Annotated in this window: 8 protein-coding genes and 1 pseudogene; 3 read left to right on the top strand and 6 right to left on the bottom strand. The window is 59.3% G+C overall.

Annotation, left to right across the window (positions count from 1 at the left end):
* The first annotated feature begins 4 nt into the window (after window positions 1–4).
* Window positions 5–601, top strand: coding sequence for a tRNA-uridine aminocarboxypropyltransferase (locus ACA053_RS07435; protein WP_497316347.1), 597 nt, complete (start codon window positions 5–7; stop codon window positions 599–601).
* Between the two features lie 147 nt (window positions 602–748).
* Here the strand turns inward: ACA053_RS07435 and ACA053_RS07440 are convergent, their stop codons facing one another.
* Genes ACA053_RS07440 through ACA053_RS07450 form a run of 3 tightly spaced genes read right to left on the bottom strand, consistent with a single transcriptional unit; the run spans window position 749 to window position 5,662 of the window.
* Entirely contained in the window at window positions 749–2,116 is a 1,368-nt protein-coding gene (locus tag ACA053_RS07440) for an HlyD family type I secretion periplasmic adaptor subunit (protein WP_109628512.1), read from the bottom strand.
* A gap of 9 nt (window positions 2,117–2,125) precedes the next feature.
* Window positions 2,126–4,285, bottom strand: a complete 2,160-nt coding sequence (locus ACA053_RS07445; protein ID WP_109628513.1) for a type I secretion system permease/ATPase — start codon at window positions 4,283–4,285, stop codon at window positions 2,126–2,128.
* Between the two features lie 18 nt (window positions 4,286–4,303).
* Window positions 4,304–5,662 carry a TolC family outer membrane protein gene (locus ACA053_RS07450; RefSeq protein WP_497316350.1) on the bottom strand — a complete coding sequence of 453 codons (1,359 nt, stop codon included), beginning with the start codon at window positions 5,660–5,662 and terminating at the stop codon, window positions 4,304–4,306.
* Between the two features lie 589 nt (window positions 5,663–6,251).
* On the opposite strand from ACA053_RS07450, the gene ACA053_RS07455 reads away from it, so the two are divergent.
* Window positions 6,252–13,418: a retention module-containing protein gene (locus ACA053_RS07455; protein WP_497316352.1), complete on the top strand. Its 7,167-nt coding sequence runs from the start codon at window positions 6,252–6,254 to the stop codon at window positions 13,416–13,418.
* Between the two features lie 376 nt (window positions 13,419–13,794).
* Here ACA053_RS07455 and ACA053_RS07460 read toward each other — a convergent pair.
* The 3 genes and pseudogenes from ACA053_RS07460 to ACA053_RS07470 form a co-directional block, all read right to left on the bottom strand.
* Window positions 13,795–14,153: pseudogene (locus ACA053_RS07460) on the bottom strand (DUF6124 family protein).
* Between the two features lie 408 nt (window positions 14,154–14,561).
* A complete protein-coding gene (locus ACA053_RS07465) occupies window positions 14,562–17,231 on the bottom strand; it encodes a hypothetical protein (protein WP_497394877.1) in 2,670 nt (889 codons plus the stop codon).
* A gap of 301 nt (window positions 17,232–17,532) precedes the next feature.
* Window positions 17,533–19,806 carry a hypothetical protein gene (locus ACA053_RS07470; RefSeq protein ID WP_497394879.1) on the bottom strand — a complete coding sequence of 758 codons (2,274 nt, stop codon included), beginning with the start codon at window positions 19,804–19,806 and terminating at the stop codon, window positions 17,533–17,535.
* Window positions 19,807–20,159: 353 nt separating this feature from the next.
* Here ACA053_RS07470 and ACA053_RS07475 point away from each other — a divergent pair, with 353 nt between their 5' ends.
* Complete coding sequence (locus tag ACA053_RS07475; protein ID WP_015093115.1) at window positions 20,160–21,182, top strand: IS110 family RNA-guided transposase; 1,023 nt, start codon at window positions 20,160–20,162, stop codon at window positions 21,180–21,182.
* Window positions 21,183–21,628 lie beyond the last annotated feature (446 nt).

Consider the following 21,628-nt stretch of genomic DNA (forward strand, 5'->3'; position numbering starts at 1 on the left):
GAACATGTCCAGAATCCAGTGTCCACGCTGCCTGCGCCCACAAACCCACTGCCTGTGCCCGTTGATCCCGAGCCTCGACAGCCGCACCCGGGTGTTGCTGCTGCAGCACCCGAGCGAAGTGAACCATGCGCTGAACACGGCGCGACTCGCCGCGTTGGGCTTGAAGAATGCCGAGTTGATTGTCGGTGAGGTGTTCGAGGACTTGCCGGCGCTGTTGAATCCGCCGGGGTATCAGGCGCGATTGTTGTTTCCTGCCGACGATGCGCAGCCGTTGCAGGCGTACACCACGAATGACCAGCCGCTTTTGCTGGTAGTCCCGGACGGCACCTGGCGCAAGGCGCGCAAGATGTTGCACCTCAATCCGTTGCTGGCGGCGTTGCCGAGGGTGATGTTGGCGGAGGGTGGGGTGTCGAGATATCGACTGCGCAAGGCGCCGGGGCCGGGAGCGTTGTCGACGGTGGAGGCGATTGTCCAGGCGTTGCAGACGCTGGAAGCGCCGATCTCTTTTGAACCCTTGCTAAAACCGTTCGAGGCGCTGATCGAGGGGCAGATTGCGGCGATGGGGGAGGAGACCTTCCAGCGCAATCATGGCGACAGATAAGTATTGTCTGTACCGGCCCCATCGCTAGCAGGCTAGCTCCCACATTTGATCAGTTGTGAATACAAACATGTGTTCACTCCAAGTTCCCTGTGGGAGCTAGCCTGCTAGCGATAGCCATTGCACAGTCAATAAAGATTCCGGCCGAATCTACCGTTCCCGCATCGCCTCGGTCCGTGCTTTCAGCACCGGTTTCAACAAGTAATCCAGCACACTTTTCTCGCCCGTGATGATATCCACCGTCGCCACCATCCCCGGAATAATCAGCAACGGTTTCACATCCCCGCCCAGGTGATTCTTGTCGGTCCTTACCTGGATCAGATAAAAGCTGTTGCCCTTGTCATCAGTTATCGTGTCCGCACCAATCAACTCCAGCTTGGCCGTCAACCCGCCATAAATCGTGTAGTCGTACGCGCTGAATTTCACCATCGCTTTCTGCCCCGGATGCAGGAACGCCACGTCCTGCGGCCGCACCTTGGCTTCGATCAGCAAGTTGTCTTCAATGGGGACTATTTCCACCATGTCGCTGCCCGGTTGAACCACGCCGCCGATGGTATTGACCTTCAGCATCTTGATAATCCCGTGCACCGGCGACACCACGGTGGTGCGGGTCACGCGGTCATCGATGGCGATGCTCGACGCTGTGATTTTCGACAGGTCGGTGCGTTTTTCATTCAGCTCTTTCGCCGCGTCCGAGCGAAAGGATTGTTCCGATTCATCAATCTTGCTTTTGATCTCGTTGATCGCCGATTCCGCCCGGGGAATTGCCAGCGTCGTGGCGTTCAGCGAGCCGCGAATCTCCACCGCGCTGCGTTTGAGCCGCAGGATTTCCACCGGTGAAACTGCCCCGGTGCCCACCAGCGGCGCGGACATGTTCATCTCTTGTTGCAGCAACGCCAGGCTCGAACTGAACTGGCCCTGTTTGGAACGGAATTCCGCCAGTTCCTGAGTCTTTTGCCGCAGTTGTTCGGTCAGTGTCCGTTGCTCGCTGGCCAGCCGGCGCTGACGTTGTTCGTACAGCGAGCGCTCGTCTTCGGCCACCTGCGGGGCCTTGGCGATCACCTCAGGCGACAGCTTGAACGGCCGGCCTTCCGCTTCGGCCGACAGACGCTCGACCTGCGCGGTCAGCGCATAACGATCCGCTTCGCTTTCGCCCTTGTTCGACAGGAATCGCGTGTCATCGAGGCGCAGCAAGGTGTCGCCCTTGTTCACCATTTGCCCTTCGCGCACGAAGATCTCGGTGACGATGCCGCCCTCGAGATTCTGGATCACCTGGATCTTGCTTGATGGGATCGCCTTGCCTTCGCCCATGGTGACTTCTTGCAGCACTGCAAACTTGGCCCAGACCAGCGCGGTAATCAGCAGCGCTGCGGCCAGCCACACGGTGATCCGCGACCAGCGCGGCGAATCCTGCAGCGAAGCGCCGGCGGTTTCCGGCATGAATTCGCTTTCTGCGGTTTTGCCGAAGCTGCCGAAGTAGCCCCGGTCTTGTGGCGTGTCGGACGATGAACGGGCCATGGGTAGCTCCTAGACAGCCGCAGAGCCGACACGGCCCTTGCGCAGTGCATCGATGACCGCTTCTTTCGGACCGTCGGCAACGATCCGCCCGTTGTCCAGCACCAACAGCCGATCCACCAGACTGAGCATCGAGGTGCGGTGGGTCACCAGCAGTAAGGTCTTGCCCTGTACCCAACCGTGGAGTTTTTGCCGCAAAACGTCTTCGCTGCTGTTGTCCATGGCGCTGGTGGGTTCGTCGAGCAGCATGATCGGTGGATCCAGCAACAAGGCCCGGGCCAGCAGCACGGCCTGGCGTTGACCGCCGGACAGCAACTGCCCGCGTTCGCCCACGGGCCGGTCAAACCCTTGCGGATGCTGACGCGCCAGCTCGGTGACGCCAGTCAGCTCGGCGACTTCGAGCATTCGTGAATCGCTGATGTAACGGGCGCCGAGGGTCAGGTTGTCGCGCAAGCTACCGGCCAACAGCGGCAGGTCATGGGCGACGTAACCGATTTGCTGGCGCAGGTCGGCGACATCGAGTTGCCGCAGGTCCAGTCCATCGAGCAAGAGTTGGCCTTCTTCTGGCGCATAGAACCCCATCACCAAGCGCGCCAAGGTGCTTTTGCCAGAACCGCTGCGGCCAATGATGCCGATCCGTTCGCCGGGTTTGACGCTGAAACTGACGTTGGCCAGGGCTGGGGCGTTCTGGCCGTTGTAGTGGAAGGTCACGCCGCTGACATCCATCGCGCCTTGCAGCTGCGTACGCTCCAGCGGCCGCTGGTTGGCGTCGCGCTCTTGCGGCAAGGACATCAGCGCATCGGTGCTTTTCATGGTCAGCTGCGCTTGCTGGTAGCGGGTGATCAACCCGGCGATTTGCCCCAAGGGCGCGAGTACGCGGCTGCCGAGCATGTAGGTCGCCACCAGCGCACCGACGCTGAGGTTGCCGGCGATGATGCTGTAGACCCCGGCGACGATGGTCGCCATGCCGGAGAACTGCTGGATGAACAGCGTGCCGTTGGTGGCCAGCGCCGAGAGGTTGCGCGCATGGCTGTCGAGGCGGGTGAGGGCGCCGTGGGTGCTTTCCCATTTGTGCTGGCGTTCGCTTTCGGCGCTGCACGCTTTCAGGGTTTCCAGGCCGCCGAGGGTTTCAATCAGCAGGGCCTGGCGCTCGGCGCCGAGGCTCAGGCTTTTCTGCACGGTGTCGCGCAGGCGCACCTGAATCACCATCGCAAAAATGATCGTAATCGGAAACGCTAACAATGGAATCACCACCAGCCAGCCGCCGAGCAAGCCGATCACCACCAGCATCAGCACGGCGAAGGGCAGGTCGATCAGGCTGGTCAGCGTGACGGCGGTGAGGAATTCGCGCAGGCCCTGGAAGTCATGGATGCTCTGGGCGAAACCGCCGATGGTCGCCGGCCGCGCCTTCATTGCCATGCCGGTGATGCGTTCGAACAAGGTCGCGGAAAGAATCACATCGGTTTTCTTCCCGGCGGTGTCCAGCAAGTGTGCGCGAACCACCCGCAACACCAGTTCGAAACCGGTGCCGATCAGCAAGCCGATCGACAGCACCCACAAGGTCGAGGTGGCCTGGTTAGGCACCACGCGGTCGTAGGTTTGCATCACGAACAGCGGCACCATCAACCCCAAGAGGTTGATCAGGAAACTCGCCAGAATCGCATCGCTGTACAGCCATTTCGACAGCTTCAAGGTGTCGCGAAACCACGCTTCCACGCGCGGCACCAGCGGCGAGCGCAGGTCTTCGAGTTCATGGCGTGGCCGGGCGAATAGCGCCTGGCCACTGTAGTTTTCGGCCAGCTCTTCGCGGCCGACCCATTGTTCACCGCCGTCCGCTTCGCTGGGTAGAATCAGCAACCGGCCGTCATCGCCGAAGCGTCGCAAGATGGCGGTGCGGCCGTTGTTGAGGATCAGCATCACAGGCAGGTTGAGCGCGGAAATGTCTGCCAGTTCGCGGCGCAGCACCCGCGCCTGCAAGCTGGCGCGGGCGGCTGCACGCGGCAACAGGTCCAGGCTCAAGCGCTGCTTGTTCAGGGGCAGCCCGGCACTCAGGCTGGCGCGACTGACCGTCGCGCCATGGAGTTTGCAGAGGATCAACAGACCGTCCAGAAGCGGGTCATCGAAGCTCAGGCGCGGATCGACACCGATGTTGCCGGGTTCCATGCTGGTCAAATTGATCTCTCCACAGGCCTACTTCAGTTCAGGCAAACGAGCTTCGTTTTTCACTTCGGTGGAGGCAATTGCATCGGCGGGCAATACCACTCGCTGTTTGCTCAGCAACTGGCCCATGTTCGCCAGCACGCGGTACATCGAGAACTCCTCGGTGTAGCGCACTTCGGTGTAGCGGCGGTTGGCGTTGTAGAGTTCGTTTTCACTGTCGAGCAAGTCGAGCAGGGTGCGTTGGCCGAGGCCGAACTGATCCTGATACGCCACGCGCACACGTCGGCTGGTATCCGCGTATTCGCGGGCAGTCGGGGTCTGCTTCTTGGCGTTGACCATGGCGTTCCAGGCCAGGTGGATGTTCTCGTTGAGTTGGCGCAGGGCGTTGTTGCGGATGTCCATCGCCTGGTTGATCTGATGCGCATTGGACTGCAGGCGCGCCTTGTCGCTGCCACCGCGGAACAGGTTGTAGTTCATCACCACGCCCACGCGCCATTCGTTGTCGTGGCCTTCATCGCCTTGCACGTTGTTGTTCGCGCCCACCGCCGCTTCGGCATCAAAACGTGGGTAGAACGGCGACTTGGAGACTTCGTACTGGCTCTCGGCCGATTGCACGTCAGCCTGGGCGGATTTCAAGTACGGGTTGTTTTCCACCATGCTCTGCTGGGCTTCCGGCAGGGTGGCGGGCAGTTCGCCGCGGATCGACGGCGGTGCTTCGAGTTCATCGGGCATGCGCCCGGTGACGGCGTAGAAATTCGACTCGGCATCCGCCAGATCGACCTCGGCGGTGTCGAGGTTGTTTTGCGCCAGTGCCCGGCGCGCGCCGGATTGGTCGGAGTCGGCGTTGCTGCCTACACCACGCTGGGTGCGCAGGCCGATCTGGTCGTTGACCCGCAAGTGAGCCTGCAGGTTGTTCGTGGCCAGGGTCACCAGTTCGCGGCGCTTGAGCACTTCGAGGTAGACCTCGGTGGTGCGCAATGCCAGGTCTTGGGCGGTGCCTTGCGCGTAATAGGCCCGGGAGTTGACCACGCCTTTGGTGCGTTCGACTTCGTTCGCGGTGTTGAAACCGTCGAACAGCATCTGCCGCAGGCGCAGCTCGGATTGGGTGTAGGTGAGGATTTCGGTGTTGTGATTGCCGAACGCCCGGGTGTTGGTGTTATCGCTGTACCCGCGCCCGTAGGCGGCGTTCAGGTCCACGGATGGATAAAAGCCCCCTTTGGCGACTTTCACTTGCTCATCGGCCGAGAGACGGCTGTCCACCCGCGACGCCAGTTCGGGGTGAGTTGCGATGGTGCTCTGGATCGCCTCGGTCAACGACATGGCCTGGGCCTGGGATGTGCAGGCCATGGCCAACAGAATTGCGCTGCAAAGGGGGGTTAAAACGCGCATGGGTACATCTCCCTGATTCCTGATGGTTCTTTATCAGTCGCCAAATATTTGACGACATTTATAGGCAAAACCGTTTCATGCTTGTAACAACGTAGCTAAGAACATTCTAGAGCGTAGCTAAGAAATTTTTTTCATAGGGTTTATTCCAAAAAAAACTTATGCGCTCTGCAAAATCCAGCACATTGTTCACTCTGAAAGCCCTTGATTCAGGAGCTCTAGAGAGTATTCGAGGGTTTGAGGAAAGTTCCATCCACTTATCGACATAGGGCGGAGAAGTGCTGGAGGGGAGGGACGCGAAACGGTTTTGAGGCGACATTTTTTTGTCACTCAATAGGTTCAAAATCGTTACGCATCGCTCGATGGGCAATGTGTCGGCGATTGGATCCCCAAGGTGGTTGATTGCATTGGGGTTTTGCCAAAAACGGACACATTGCCCGCGAGCGGCACGCTTGGTGAGACGATCGCCGGGGCAGCGGCTTACTCAGGTAAACGCACCTGCGGACGATCCGCCAGGCAACCTGCTTCAACCATGAGCACGTTCTTCGCACAAACAGGGTGCCGACAGCGGTTGGCAGCGGAGGAAATGCACATGGCAACGCTCATCGGTATCGTCAGTAAAGTTATTGGTCAGGTGTTCGCGGAAAGCGGTGGCACCCGACGTGCGCTGGTCGAGGGCGATCGATTGTTCGCCGGCGACCAATTGATCACCGGGGCCGAAGGCGCGGTGGCCGTGCGTCTGCAAAATGGCCAGGAGCTGACCCTCGGGCGCGGCAGCAGCCTGCAAATGACTTCCCAGTTACTGGCGCATCAGGCGCCCCATGTGGATACCGCTGAAGCGGTAACGCCGACTCAGGCGCAACTGACCGATGTCGAGCAACTGCAAAAAGCTATCGCTGCCGGCGATGACCCGACTCAAACGGCTGAAGCCACGGCGGCCGGACCTGCTCCGACCGGCGCACCCGGTGGGGCGGCGGGCGGCGGCCACAGTTTCGTCATGCTCGAAGAAGTGGGCGGGCGGGTCGATCCCGTCATTGGCTTCCCCACCGCAGGCTTCAACGGCATTCCCGAATTTCCGCTGGAACGTCTGGCCGGTGACCCGGACAACGGCGACAACGGCGACGGCGGTGCCGGTTCAGGGGGCACAGGCGTCTTGCCGAACAACCCGGTTACCCTCGCGGGCCTGTCGGTCGCGGGGGGCGAACTGACCCTCAACGAAGCCAACCTCGCCGACGGTTCTGCCAGCAATCCGGGCGCGCTGATCCAGAACGGCACCTTCACCGTGTCCGCGCCCGACGGGCTGACCAGCCTGAGCATCGGCGGGATCAACGTGATCACTGGCGGCGTGGCCGCAGGCTTCCCGCAGTCGATCACCACGCAACTGGGCAACACCCTGACAATCACCGGTTACAACCCGGCCACTGGCGTGGTGAGTTACAGCTACACCCTGGTCGGCAACGACACCCATTCGGCTGGCGAAGGGGCCAACACCCTCAGCGAACAGTTCACCGTGGTCGCTAATGATTCCAATGGCGACACCGCCACCGGCACGCTGGACGTGAACATCACCGACGACGTGCCCAAAGCGGTCGATGACACCAACGCCAGCACCGCTTCGGAAACCCTGCTGACCTTGACCGGCAGCGTGCTGCCCAACGACTCGCAAGGCGCTGACCGCATTCCCACCGGCCCCAACAGCGGGCCGATCATCGGCGGCACCTTCACCGGGACATACGGCACCCTGGTGCTCAATCCCAACGGCAGTTACACCTACACGCTGAACATCAGCGACGCCGATTTCAAGGCGCTGCACGGTGGTGGCAGCGGCACCGAAACCTTCACCTACACCCTGACTGATGCCGATGGCGACACCAGCACCGCCAACCTGGTGCTGGAGATCCACAACAACGATGACCCGGTCACGCTTGGCGGCCTCAACGTCGAAGGCGGCGAACTGGTCGTCTACGAGAAAAACCTCAGCGACGGCACTAGCCCCGATGCACCAGCGCTGACCCAGAACGGCACCTTCACCATCACCGCCCTCGACGGCGTACAAACCCTCAGCGTCGGCGGCATCAACGTGGTGGTCGGCGGCGTGTCCGCAGGGTTCCCGCAATCGATCGTCACGCCGCTCGGCAGCACGTTGACCATCACCGGGTTCGACAGCGCCACCGGCGTGGTCAGTTACAGCTACACCCTGGCCGATAACGAAGCGCATCCGACGGCGAATGGCGCCAACGGCATCTCCGAGCAATTCGCCGTGACCGTGGTCGACGACAACGGGACTACCGCCAACGGCAATCTCGACGTCAACATCGTCGACGACCTGCCCCAAGCGGTCGATGACAGCAACGCCGGCACCGCATCGGAAACCTTGCTGACCCTCAACGGCAACGTGCTGACCAATGATTCGCAAGGCGCCGACCGCGTGACCGTCGGCGAGAATGCCGGCCCGATCACCCCCGGCACGTTCGTCGGGACTTATGGCACCCTGGTGCTGAACGCCAACGGCACGTACACCTACACCCTCAACACCAGCGATGCGGATTTCAAAGCCCTGCACGGCGGTGGCACGGGCACCGAAACCTTCGCCTACACCATTACCGATGCCGACGGCGATACCAGCACCGCCAACCTGGTGCTGGAAATCCACAACAACGATGACCCGGTGACCATTGACGGCCTCAACGTCAATGGCGGCGAACTCACCATCTACGAGAAAAACCTCAGCGACGGCACCAGCCCGAACACGCCAGCCCTGACCCAGAGCGGCACCTTCACCGTGACGGCGCTCGATGGTCTGCAAACCCTGACCGTGGGCGGGATCAACGTGGTGACCGGTGGCGTGGCCGCAGGTTTCCCGCAATCGATTGTCACACCGCTCGGCAGCACGCTGACCATCACCGGCTACAACCCGGCGACCGGCGTGATCAGCTACAGCTACACCTTGGCCGATAACGAAGCGCATCCGACCGCCGACGGCGCCAACAGCCTCACCGAGAACTTCAACGTGGTGGCGACGGACACCGACGGCAGCACCGCGTCAGGCCAGATCAACGTCAACATCGTCGACGACCTGCCCACTGCGCACCCCGATTTCGCCTCGGTGGACGAGGGCGCGACGATCTCGGGCAACGTGCTGGATAACGACATCGGCGGTGCCGACGGCCCGGCGCTCAGCGGCGCCGTGGTTGGCGTGCGCGCAGGCAGCGACACCTCGACTTCGGCCATCGGTGGCCTGGGCACGAACATCAACGGCACCTACGGTTACCTGACGCTGGATGCCAACGGCAACGCGACCTACCACAGCAATCCCAACGCGGTGAACGGCCCGGGTGCGATCGACGTGTTCACCTACACCGTGCGTGATGCCGATGGTGACGAAAGCACCACCACCATCACCATCGACGTGTCCAACAGCAGCATCGTCGCCTCCACCGATACCGACGTGACCGTCTACGAAAAAGCCCTCGACCTGACCCAGGACGGGCAAGACCTGGCGGCCGGCACGGTCATCGGCAGCGATCCGACCAGCACCGGCGAAACCGCCAAGGGCACGCTGGTCGGCTCCGTCACCGGTGCGGTCGGCGCGATTACTTACACGCTGGTGGGCAGCGCCACGGGCAACTATGGCCAGCTCCAGCTCAACCCCAGCGGCACGTACACCTACACCCTGACGTCGCCTGCGACCACCACGCCGCATGTCAACGATGGCGCGAACACCCTGACCGAGAGCTTCACCTACCAGGCCACCGACTCGCTGGGCAACAGCACCACCAGCACCATCGTGGTGAAGATTGTCGATGACGTGCCAAAAGCCTTCGACGACAGTAACGCCGTCAAGGCGTCGGAAACCGCCCTGACACTCAACGGCAACGTCCTGACCAACGACGTCCAGGGCGCGGACCTCGTCGCCACCGGGCCAAATGCCGGGCCTGTGACTCCAGGCACCTTCACCGGGACTTACGGCACACTCGTCCTGAACGCCAACGGCACGTACACCTACACGCTGAACACCAACGATGCCGACTTCAAAAACCTGCACGGCGGCGGCACGGGCACCGAAACCTTCGCCTACACCATTACCGATGCCGACGGCGATACCAGCACCGCCAACCTGGTGCTGAACATCCAGAACAACAACGATCCGGTGACCCTCAACGGCCTCGATGTGTACGGCGGCGAACTGACCGTCTACGAAAAAAACCTCAGCGACGGGACCACCCCGAACGCGCCAGCCCTGACTCAGAGCGGCACCTTCACCGTGACCGCGCTGGACGGACTGCAAACCCTGACCGTCGGCGGCATCGCGCTGGTCACCGGCGGCGTGGCGGCAGGCTTCCCGCAATCGGTGGTCACACCGCTCGGCAGCACGCTGACCATCACCGGTTACAACCCGGCGACCGGCGTGGTCAGTTACAGCTACACCCTGGCGGACAACGAAACCCATCCGAATGCCAACGGCGCCAACGGCATCACCGAGAACTTCAATGTGGTGGCGACGGACACCGACGGCAGCACCGCTACAGGTCAGATCAACGTCAACATCGTCGATGATTTGCCGACCGCCAAAGCGGACACGGCGAGCGTGGTCGAAGGCGGCACGGTCAGCGGCAACGTGCTGGACAATGACATCAAGGGCGCCGACGGCGCGGCAGCCGGTGGGGCTGTGGTCGGCGTGCGCGCAGGCTCGGACACGTCGTCCTCGGCCATTGGCGGCCTGGGCACGAACATCAACGGCACTTACGGTTACCTGACGCTGGATGCCAACGGCAACGCGGTCTATCACAGCAATCCCAACGCCGTGAGCGGAGCGGGCGCCACGGACACGTTCACCTACACAGTGCGCGATGCCGACGGCGATGAAAGCACCACCACCATCACCATTGACGTGTCGAACAGCTGCATCAAAGCGGTCACCGACACCGATGTCACCGTCTACGAGAAAGCGCTGGACCTGACCAGGGACGGGCAGGACCTGACGGCCGGCACCGTTACCGGCAGCGAGCCCGGCAACACCGGCGAAACGGCCACCGGCACCCTGGTCGGCTCCGTCACCGGCGCGAGTGGCGCCATCACCTACACCCTGGTCGGCAGCGCCACCGGGACGTACGGGCAAATGCTGCTCAACCCCAACGGCACCTACACCTACACCCTGACCTCGGCGCCGAAAACCTCGCCGAACGCCAACGACGGCCCGAACACCCTGAGCGAAAGCTTCACCTACAAAGCTACGGATGCACTGGGCAACAGCACCACCAGTACCATCGTGGTGAGCATCGTCGATGACGTGCCCAAGGCGGTTGCCGCCGATCGTTCGGTGGCCGCGGTCGAGATCGATTCCAACCTGCTGTTGGTGATCGACGTCTCCGGCAGCATGGTCGACCCCTCCGGCGTACCCGGGCTGTCGCGGTTGGCGCTGGCCAAGCAGGCGATCAGTGCCTTGCTCGACAAGTACGACGACCTGGGCGATGTGAAAGTGCAGATCGTCACCTTCAGCAGCAACGCCACCGACAAGACATCGATCTGGGTTGATGTAGCGACCGCCAAGTCGATCATCTCCGGCCTGACTGCCGGCGGTGGCACCAACTACGACGCGGCAGTCGCGACGATGCAAACCGCGTTCAACACCTCGGGCAAACTGACCGGGGCGCAGAACGTCGGCTACTTCTTCTCCGACGGCAAACCCAATGAAGGCAACATCGGCAGCGCAGACGAAGCCGCGCTCAAAGCCTTCCTCGACGCCAACAGCATCAAGAACTACGCGATCGGCCTGGGCAGTGGCGTGAGCAACGCCTACCTCGATCCGCTGGCTTATGACGGCAGCACCCACACCAACACCAACGCTGTTGTGGTGACCGATCTCAACCAACTCAACTCGGTGCTCTCGGGCACGGTGATGGGGGCGCCAGTCACGGGCACCTTGCTGGAGGGCGGAACATTCGGCGCCGATGGCGGCTTCATCAAAACCCTCGTGGTCGACGGCACCACGTACACCTACGACCCGAAAGGCAACAGTAATCAGGGCGCGCTGAACTTCAGTGGCGGCGCCAACCACGGCACGTTCAACACGGTGAACAACAGCATCAGTATCGCCACCAACAATGGCGGCACCCTGGTGGTGAACCTCGACACCGGCGAGTTCACCTACACCTCACAAAAAACCACGTCGGTGGTGATCACTGAAAACATCGGTTTCACCGCCAGCGACAACGATGGCGACCTGGCCAGCTCGACGCTGACGGTCAAAGTCATTCCGAACGCGGCCCCGGTCGCGGTCGATGACCACATCATAACCAACGTGCTCTCGGGCAACATCGTGGTGCCGGGCGAGTTGCTGCTGGCCAACGACACCGATGCCAATGGCGATCCGCTGACGGCGTCTCCCACCAACTTCAACACCGGCTGGATTTCAAAAGGCGCCGACTTCACCGGCACCGGGGCGATCAGCTTTTCCTCGACCGGCAACAACACCTCTAATCAGGTCCTGGCGAACGTGCGCAGCGCCTTTACGGCGAACGCGGCGACCATGACGGCGGTGTTGGTGGTCAGTGGTTATCTGGGCGGGGTTACCACGGGCAACGCCAACGATGAGGACCGGATTACCGTCAACCTCAAACAGGGCGAAACCCTCAACCTGGACCACAACCTGGCGGGTGGACACATCGCCATGGAGTACTCGCTCAATGGCGGCGCGTGGATCGCTCTCGCGGACGGGCAAACCCTCACCGCGGCGGCGGACGGGACCTATCAGATCCACGTCACCAACATCACCAACACCAGCGGCAGCGGCGTGAACAACGCGGAATACTACCAGCTGACCATGACCCTCAATTACTCCGGCGGCCACGACATCGCTCCGGACGCCCACGGCACCTACACCGCCAACGACAACCATGGCGGCAGCGACGGCGCAGCGGTGACCATCAGCTACCAGGAAGGCCACACCCTCACCGGCACCGCAGGCGACGATGTGTTGGTGGCGGGCACTGGCAATAACGTCCTCAATGCCGGTGACGGCAACGATGTGCTCACCGCCGGCTCCGGCAACAACGAGCTACACGGCGGCGCCGGCAATGACTTGCTGTTCAGTGGCACCGGCAACGACCTGCTCGACGGCGGCACCGGCACCGACACCGTGAGTTACGCCCACGCCACCGCCGGGGTCACGGTCGACCTGAGCGTGGCCACCGCGCAAAACACCGGCGGCGCCGGCACCGATACCCTGACAGCCATCGAAAACCTTACCGGTTCCAACTTCAATGACTCGCTCACGGGCGACAACTTGAGCAACGTTATCACCGGCGGTTTGGGCGACGACATCCTCAAGGGTGGCGGCGGTGACGACTTCCTGATCGGCGGCCTGGGCAACAACACCCTCACCGGCGGGGCAGGGGCCGACACCTTCCAGTGGCTCAAAGGCAACAGCGGTCACGATGTCGTCACCGACTTCACCCCGGGCACCGACAAACTCGACCTGTCACAACTGCTGCAAGGCGAAAACGGCACGGCGGCGTCACTGGATGACTACCTGCACTTCAAAGTCGTCGGCAGCGGCGCCTCGGTCCTCACCAGCATCGACGTCAGCGCCATGGCCGGCGCGGCACCGAACCAGACCATCGACCTGGCCGGCGTCAACCTGGCCAGCCACTACGGCGTCACACCGGGAGCGGGCGGGGTGGTTGCGGGCGGGCATGACACGGCGACGATCATTAACGGCATGTTGAATGACCATTCGTTGAAGGTGGACACCGTGTGATCTGAAGGCTGACGTCTGAAACGACAAAACCCGCCATTCCGGTTGAAGGAATGGCGGGTTTTTTGTTGTCTGGAGATCGCTTTCGCGAGCAGGCTCACTCCCACATTTGATCTTCAGTAAACACAAAACTGACAAACACCCCCGATCACTGTGGGAGCGGGCTTGCCCGCGAAGAGGCCCGATAGACCACCACAGAACTCACAGCCTGAATGGCTTTTGTGGCGAGGGAGCTTGCTCCCGCTGGGTTGCGAAGCAGCCCCAAAACCATTCACCGCAGATTTTCAGGTAGACCGCCTATGCCGGGAGGGCGGCTGCTGCGCAGCCGAGCGGGAGCAAGCTCCCTCGCCACAGGTCAAGGTTCGTCGCAGGTTCTTCGCTAACCCTGCGGAACGAAATTATCCAGCATCCGATTCACCGCCAACTCCCCCAGCATCACCACCTGCTGAATCCCCAGCACCGTGTTGCGATGCGACCCCTCCATCAATCCCGCAAAACTACTCAGCATCACACTCGCCGACGCCAGGGTTTCACACGCGTTGACCAGCAGGGTTCGTCGATGGTGTCGGGGGCGATGGAGTAGATGGTGCTGGGTTTACGCGGGGTGTCTGTGGGAATGACCGGTTTGAGGTAGTAATCGAGGGCGCGGTCGGCGGCTTCGTTGAGTTTTTTGGAATCGGCGGTTTCGTAGGGGGAAACGTCGTCGGTTTCGGGTGGGTTGGGTGTGATCTTTGGCATTTGAAGCTCCTTGATGAGGGGAGCCGTCATCCATCGCTGCTAAACGAAGTGGGTGGCGACTGTACGCGGGTTAGCAGACCAGGCATCAAGGAACCCAGCGCACCGAAGTGCCCCACGCAAGCCGCCATAATGCAGACCAGCTGACGAAAAACACTGTCGGCTGATCAGGGGCGACACTGACGTGCCTTGATATTCCGAGCTGCTAAACCCGATCGCTGAATTGTCAGCGACCCGGAAACAATAGAGACCCGGTCCAAGGCACACAAGCCGGCGGATTCTGGCGCAGTCGTAGGCAACGGCGCAAGGATGTGTAGCCTGAGTGAGTATCTGGAGATGTCTTTTAAACATCGCTGTTTATTTTCTGCTCAAGCGAAAATAGAGAGTCCCTTTTCGTCGCTCCCGGCCAACTTATGCGCGCGCGAATTTGAAGTAATCGCACACTATGAGATCCATTCTGGGGGTCCTGATTTCGATGCTCCGGATGTAGTTATGGCCGGGTGTCGAATATGTAACTAGCTGTGGATTAAAGTTGTTAGCGAGATACATGTGGTGGAGGGTTTTTCCTGCCTCGTCGAAAAAGTAAACCGAAAGGTCATTGAACTGAGCAAATCGGCACTGAAAACTGACATAGGAATAATTCCAGTTGAATTGGATGTGCATGTGTTGCGCAGTGCCACTTGCCTGCCAATGCATCTCCAGAACCTGCCCGTAACTATAATCCGGTAGTTGGGGATAAGGACCCGTGATGACGTTGGCTAATGGAGTGATCCCCAAATAGCCGTCCCCTGCTGGGAACGTAATGGTCATGCTGTCCAGCACGATACTCCCACCGGGTGCGATAAGTTGCGTAGGGCAATGATCGAAGTTTTCCGACAAGATCGGGCGCTTGTTCCTGATGCTGTATTTCCTGGAGATCGGGAATGTGATCGTTATGGGGGATTTTTCGTTGAAATGGGCTTTTATTTCGACATGAAGAGATGAGTCGTCCTGAAGCAACAACAGTTGTGCCCGTGGCAGTGTTCTGCTGAACCCGTTGCTTTCCTCGTCCAGTGTCAGGGAATCTTTGGTGACCAGCTCAATAACACGCTCACTCCCATCGGCCCCTGTTCCCAAGACACTCATATCGTAAAGATAACGCCCGCCCCGAAATGGCCAGGTCTTGCACGAGACGGTGCCGTCACCTTCAAACTCATTGATATCCACTACCCCGGCACTGTCAGCTTGATCGATGATGGGGGCTCCCAATCGAACATCACCGTCGACGATCCGGCGAATGTTCAACGTCAACGGCAGCGATTCCCCCACGGAATTCCCGTCGCGAATCAACTGCCAATACAAGTTGGTTTCGCTACCCATTCGGGCCAAAAGATACGCAAAACTCAACTTGAGATTGGCCCGCTTGTTTTGATTGATCAACTGCACGGGAAACGGCTTATCGCCCGGCATTGGATTTGCGTATATAAACAGCGCCTTATCATTGGTCTTCGCAGGCAGGTGTTCCACCCTAACGGTGATTCCGTCGGGAGAGTCCAACACATCGATATTGTTGGTCGCTGGAGGCACCGCAAAGGGTGGCAGCAATTCACCGATCACTTCCTCGCCAAACATCAATTGCAGCAAGTTGGAAAATACCTCCACTTCACCCGGATTAGTCACCGTGCATTGCACGGTCAACGGGGTGTTGGCGTAGGGGGCGATGTATTTGGCGAGCACCTGAAAGATGACGAGCTGTGTCGGGTCGGTGACGATCAATTGAAAAATGAACAGGGTTTTAATCCCGTCCTTATCAGTGGTTTGCCAGTTGAGTTTGACAATCGCACCTATTTTCAATGGCCAGTATTTGGCGACCTGCACCGTGGCCGTGGCGGTATCGACCGGTAGCTTGCTGTTCACCAGTGGGGCGACAATCGGCAAACCCAAGGGCAGGGATGAGCCACTGAAAGTGGCATCGGCGGGTTTCGAGAACTGGGTCTTGCCGGCTCTGATCAATTGGTAGGACGCCCGCGCCGAACCTCCAATCAGGTTGCGCACCGAGTCATTCTCAACCGCAAAGTTCATGCTCCTGCTGGCGGCAGTGAGCGTGCGACTGAAGGTCTGGATAACCGGGTCGCCGCCTTTGGTGAGCCCTTCCAGCACTAGCTCGATCAGATCTTTCGCTGCAAATACCCCGGTGACCAGGACATTCAAGGGGCCGTCCATAAGCCCATCGTGATTCACCACATTGTCCAGATCAGCCTGTTCAAAAATCGGCGCGATCAGCAACACTATGCCGGGATTGAACGTGAGGATAAGCGCATCCGACCAGCCGCTGGTGTTTTCCACCACGTCGAACAATACGTAGCGCACCACCAGGCTGTTGGTGGGCATCAGGCTGGCGAGCATTTGCGGTGTCAGTTCAAAGACAATGTCACCCAGCGCGGTGACGGTGCTCTCCAGCAGCAGAGATCCAAAGGCAAGCACCACCACGTCATCGATGGACTGGTTGACGTACGCCAGCACGGTCACGAACATGCCTTCGTCGATCACGGTCTGATCGATGATGCTTTGCGAGGCGACGGGCAATTTCAGGCCCTGGTTGAACGGCTTGCCCCCGTCCGTGTCCGCTTCGCCCGGCGGCGGGTACTTGTAAAACAGCTCAACGGGTGGCGAGTCTTCGGTGCCGTTCCCGCTCACGCGCTCAACTTCGAACCATAAGGGCTGGTTCTTGGGCTGCAATGGCGCAAACCTGGCTTCCATGTCTTTGACGGAAATATAGAACGGAATGTTTTTCGCGTTACCGTTTGCATCGAAATACGCTTCGGTGACCGAGAGCTCAGTGACGGGAGCGTTTTTTGTTGCGATGTACACCCTGATGTAATCGCCGATGGCCATGTTCAGGTAGGCCAGGATGTAGACCAGCAAACCGTCACGATCACCGTGCACCATGTTGATGTTAATTCCCAACGCGCCGTCGCTCTGCGATTTGTAGCCAGGCGGGTAGGGCGGTGCGACCGCCAGCACGCCGATGCCGCGTTCGGGCGGGAAGACACGGACTTGTCCGTTGGACGTGGAGCCAGCGTTTGTCATGGGGCTGTTCATGATTGCGTACCTTCCAGAGAGGCGCCCGGTTTTCCGATTGGGCGGCACCGATATGGAGGGATTAGATCGTCGTCGTGGATGTTTGCCTACTGTCAGATCTGACAGGTGCTGGCAGGTTTGAGACGAGCGGTCATGCCCCGGTCGTAGCAATAAAGAAAAACAAGTACGCCGGGTTCAAAACCAGGCAGATTGTGAACGGGATAACCCTGCAGTAAAAACTGCAGGGCAAGTTGGCTTTTAGTCTTGATTGGTAACCAACTAATTGGGGAAGATAAATAAATGCATAGCCGTTTTCTTGAGTTTATTTAGCTTCTATAGTGTCCAAGAACATGTCATTTTTGTTGTTTAGTTCAAAAGATTTTATTCTGTTGCCTGGGTCTGAAAAAATAACGTACGCGCTTCCGAATAGATTGGTATATGGCAAGTGCGCGTAGCCCAAAATATTGCCAGTTTTATCTCTGTAAATCACTGCGTTATTTTCCTGTAATTGATGTGAGTCGATCAGAAAGCTTACATGTGAGGTGGGTTCAGGAAAAGTGAAGCGCACAGTTCCTAATATATTAAGCGTCACTGCTCCAAGTAAATGCGTGTGGTATTGGCCGGGCATGAGGTGGGAGTTTGTTAAGCCCATGAACCCCCCTAAATGTTCAAGCGTGATTCCGCTCGGCAAGGTATAAAGGCTGCCATAGGAGAAATTGACAAGTGGTGAGCTGTCGAAGTTTTCGGAGGCTTTAAAAGAAGCGAGCTTGAGAGTGTACTCGCGGTTTCTCAAGGTAATGGAGGTGGTTGTTGAATTGTTGTTCAGCGTTAGCACGGCTTCCAGTAAGATTTTTGTATCATTTGGTAAGTTGCTGAGCCATTGACGTGATATAGGCCATGTCAAACCAATTGCTGCGTCATCCCTTGTGAGGCGGTAATTTTTTAAAATTAATAGTGGTGCGCCGGCTCCGTTTGAAAGTGTAGCGTCAATAGATTGTCCTTCCTCAAGAAGTAGGGAGTTGTGAAGTTTGAATGAGGCGTCGCCAGAGAAGTTGTTGAGGTGTAATTCGTCCGCTACGTTCGCTTCACTAATATTCTGCATTGGAAGCCGCGGATCTTCGGCAGCAGTCGCCTTGATTTTCAACGCCAATGGTCCTGAGGACGCGACTTTTTTCCCGTCACGATTCAAGTTCCAGCAAACCTCTAACGACTTACCTTGTCGGGCGATAAGAAACGCCCGGCTCAGCGGAAAATTGGCGCGCTTGTTCTGGTTCAAAGGGATGAGCGGGAAGGGGAAGCGCCCGGAGTCTTCGGGCGCCTTCACTTCCACCAGTCTCGCTTTATCTTTCGCAATCGCCTCCAGGTATTCGACCCGCACCGTTGGGAGGGGATCCAGCGGGTCGATCGTGTAGCCGGCTGGCTTCACCAGAAACGGCGCAAGCAGTTCAAGATCACCCCCACCGCTGATATCGGCAGTTGCGGTCTTGGACGTGGCAATGACAGCCCCGTTCCTGATCAACTCATACCTCGCCCGCGCCACGCTGCCGGCGACTACCTTGGCATAGGGCACCATCAGCGAGTAGACGAGCGGAATCCGCGCAACGTCTTCTTCCACGATGTGTGTCACGACCGTTCCGCTGGCTGGGGTGGCGGTATAGGTCACGCGGATCTTGTCGTTGGGTTGCCACTTCGGGGCAAAGGTGTGCACCAACACGGTCAGGTCGTTCTGGCCGAGTTTGTCCCGGTCGATGGTGGTCGGGTCATCGTTCGGGTCGCCCGGGGCTTCGGCCATATCGGGTGCGACCAGCCGGGTCTCCCTGAGATGCACGTCGACCAGGTACGACGCCGAAAACGGCGAGTCGGTGTCCGGGCCATTACCGGGCAGGTCGGTGACGGTATAGGAAAATACGAAGCTCGGACTGTCGCCGGCTTGCTCGAACACCGACTCATCGATCATCACGCAAACAGTGGTGGGTACGGCGGTGGGAATGGCTGGCGCTTCGGCTACGGTGACGGTGTGGTAGATATCCTGGCCGTTGCAGTTCAGCCAGATCCGGTCATGCGCGCGGCAATAGGGATAAGAGAAACACACGCGCACGCCCTGTTTCGCGCGGTCGGCGTCGATGCCGTCTTCGATTACGTCTGGCGGCAGGATCAGCTCCAGCTCGGAATGAGCACCATCACCCGGTGTGGTGTCTTCGATGCCTGGGCGGATGGCGTTGTACAGCAACGTCAGGATCGGCGTGGAAGTTCCGATGTTCTGACTGCCTCGGGTAAAGGTGTAAACCAGCTCATTCAGCCGATTTGTCAGCAAAAGGCCTTTGGGGATGTACAGGGTGTTGACGGCGTTTTCCTCGCCCGGGTTGATGGGTTTACTGGCGACGGATTGTCCGTTCAAGACGAGTGCCAAGACATCGCCATCTTTGACCGTACCGGCGAGCGGCGGATCGATGTCCACTTTCAGGCCCATAGGCTTGAGGTCATACACATGTTTCGGCACCCCGTAATCGGCATCGATCACCGGGTGAGTTGCCTCGGGAACACGGGGGGGAGATAGCGCCAGTACGGTGTTGTCGAGTGGTTCGGGCGTGGTCATGTCTGAGGCTCCTGAGGCACTGATGACACAGAGAGCTATCAGAGCGTTTTTTCAGGCGGCGCGCACCTGTCAGATCTGACAGGTACGAACAGGTTTAAGACGAACGGTCAATCCCTCACATCGGCTCCGGCGGCCTATTCAGCCTTCCCATCACCCCAAACAACCCCAACTTCCGAATTACCTCCAATTCCCGCCCTTGGTCTCGCTAAAGGTGGATGCCGTGTGATCTGAAACGACAAAACCCGCATTTCTGTGAAAGGAATGGGCGGGTTTAATGAGATGGTCAGCCTGACCGAGAAGCCCTGCAGGTTTACGCTTGCAGGGCTTTTCTCGTTTTCGGCGGAGGATCTCTCATGAATACGATGACGCTTCTCGGTATCGATATTGGCAAACACAGTTTCCACCTGCATGGCCAGGATGCCAAAGGTCATCAGGTATTGCGCAAGAAAACCAACCGCGGCCAATTGCTCAGCACATTGGCGCAGGTACCGTCCTGTACGGTGGTAATGGAGTCCTGCGGCGGCGCCCATTGGCTGGCTCGACAGATTGGTGCATTGGGCCACGAGGTGAAGCTGATCGCCCCGCAGTACGTCAAACCATTCGTCAAAGGCAACAAAAACGACTTCATTGATGCCGAAGCGATTTGCGAGGCGGCGAGCCGCCCCGCGATGCGCTTCTGCTCGATCAAAACCGCAGAGCAACAAACGCTTTCAGCCCTGCATCGTGTCCGTAAATCTTTGATTGGCCAGCGAACCGTCGCGACCAACCAGATTCATGGCTTTCTGCTGGAGTTCGGGATCAGCCTGCCTATAGGTGCCGCTGCGTTGCACCGCGTGCCGGCGCTGTTGGACGACCCGCAGCACCCGGTTCCGTTGCGCCTAAAGGGCGTAGTGATGCGTCTCCATCATCAAATTCAACAGCTGAATGATGAAATCAAGGACATCGAGTCCGATCTGAAGCAGCAGCTGAAAGAAGACGATGCCGGGAGTCGTTTGCAGAGTATTCCTGGCATCGGCCCGATCACCGCCAGCGCGGTATTGGCGGATGTGGGCGATGCGTCGAACTATCGAAGTGGACGCGATTTTGCCGCTTCGCTAGGGCTGGTGCCGAGGCAGTATTCGACGGGCGGAAAAACAGTACTACTGGGGATCAGCAAGCGCGGCGACAAGCACATCCGCCAACTGCTGGTGCAGGGCGCGCGATCCATCATGCAGCATATCGATAAGCGGGAAGACGCCTTGGGGCCCTGGGTTCGAGAGCTGCTGACGCGTCGCCACTCCAATGTTGTCGCGTGCGCGCTGGCGAACAAACTGGCGCGCATCGTGTGGGCGGTACTGGCCAAAGGCGGCCAGTACGACCCACATCCGAACGCTTGAACGTACAGCTTTACTACCGGCTTTTGCGACGTCACTGACTGATGACAGTAAACGGCAAACGGCCCGACTGAGAACCTGGCAATAAAATCAGCTTTAGAGGCTGAGGGTTTTTTCAGGACAGTCGGGAGCGGCTACTCATCGAGGGCCGAGCGTTGTTGCAGCAACGCTCACAATGAGCCCGGATACATTAGCGCAAGCCAGCTTTACCGAAAACAGCCCATGAGGTTGCAGGAGATGGGCTGACCATACATTTTGTTGTCTATGGAATCGCCATCGCGAGCAGGCTCACTCCCACATTCTGATCTTTAGTGAACACAAATTGGCGAACAACCCAGATCACTGTGGGAGCGGGCTTGCCCGCGAAGAGGCCCAAAAGACCACCGCAAATTCGCAGCCTGGAACACCACTGTGGCGAGGGGATTTATCCCCGTTGGGCAGCGAAGCGG

The sequence above is a fragment of the Pseudomonas sp. LBUM1672 genome (genome assembly GCF_059695655.1).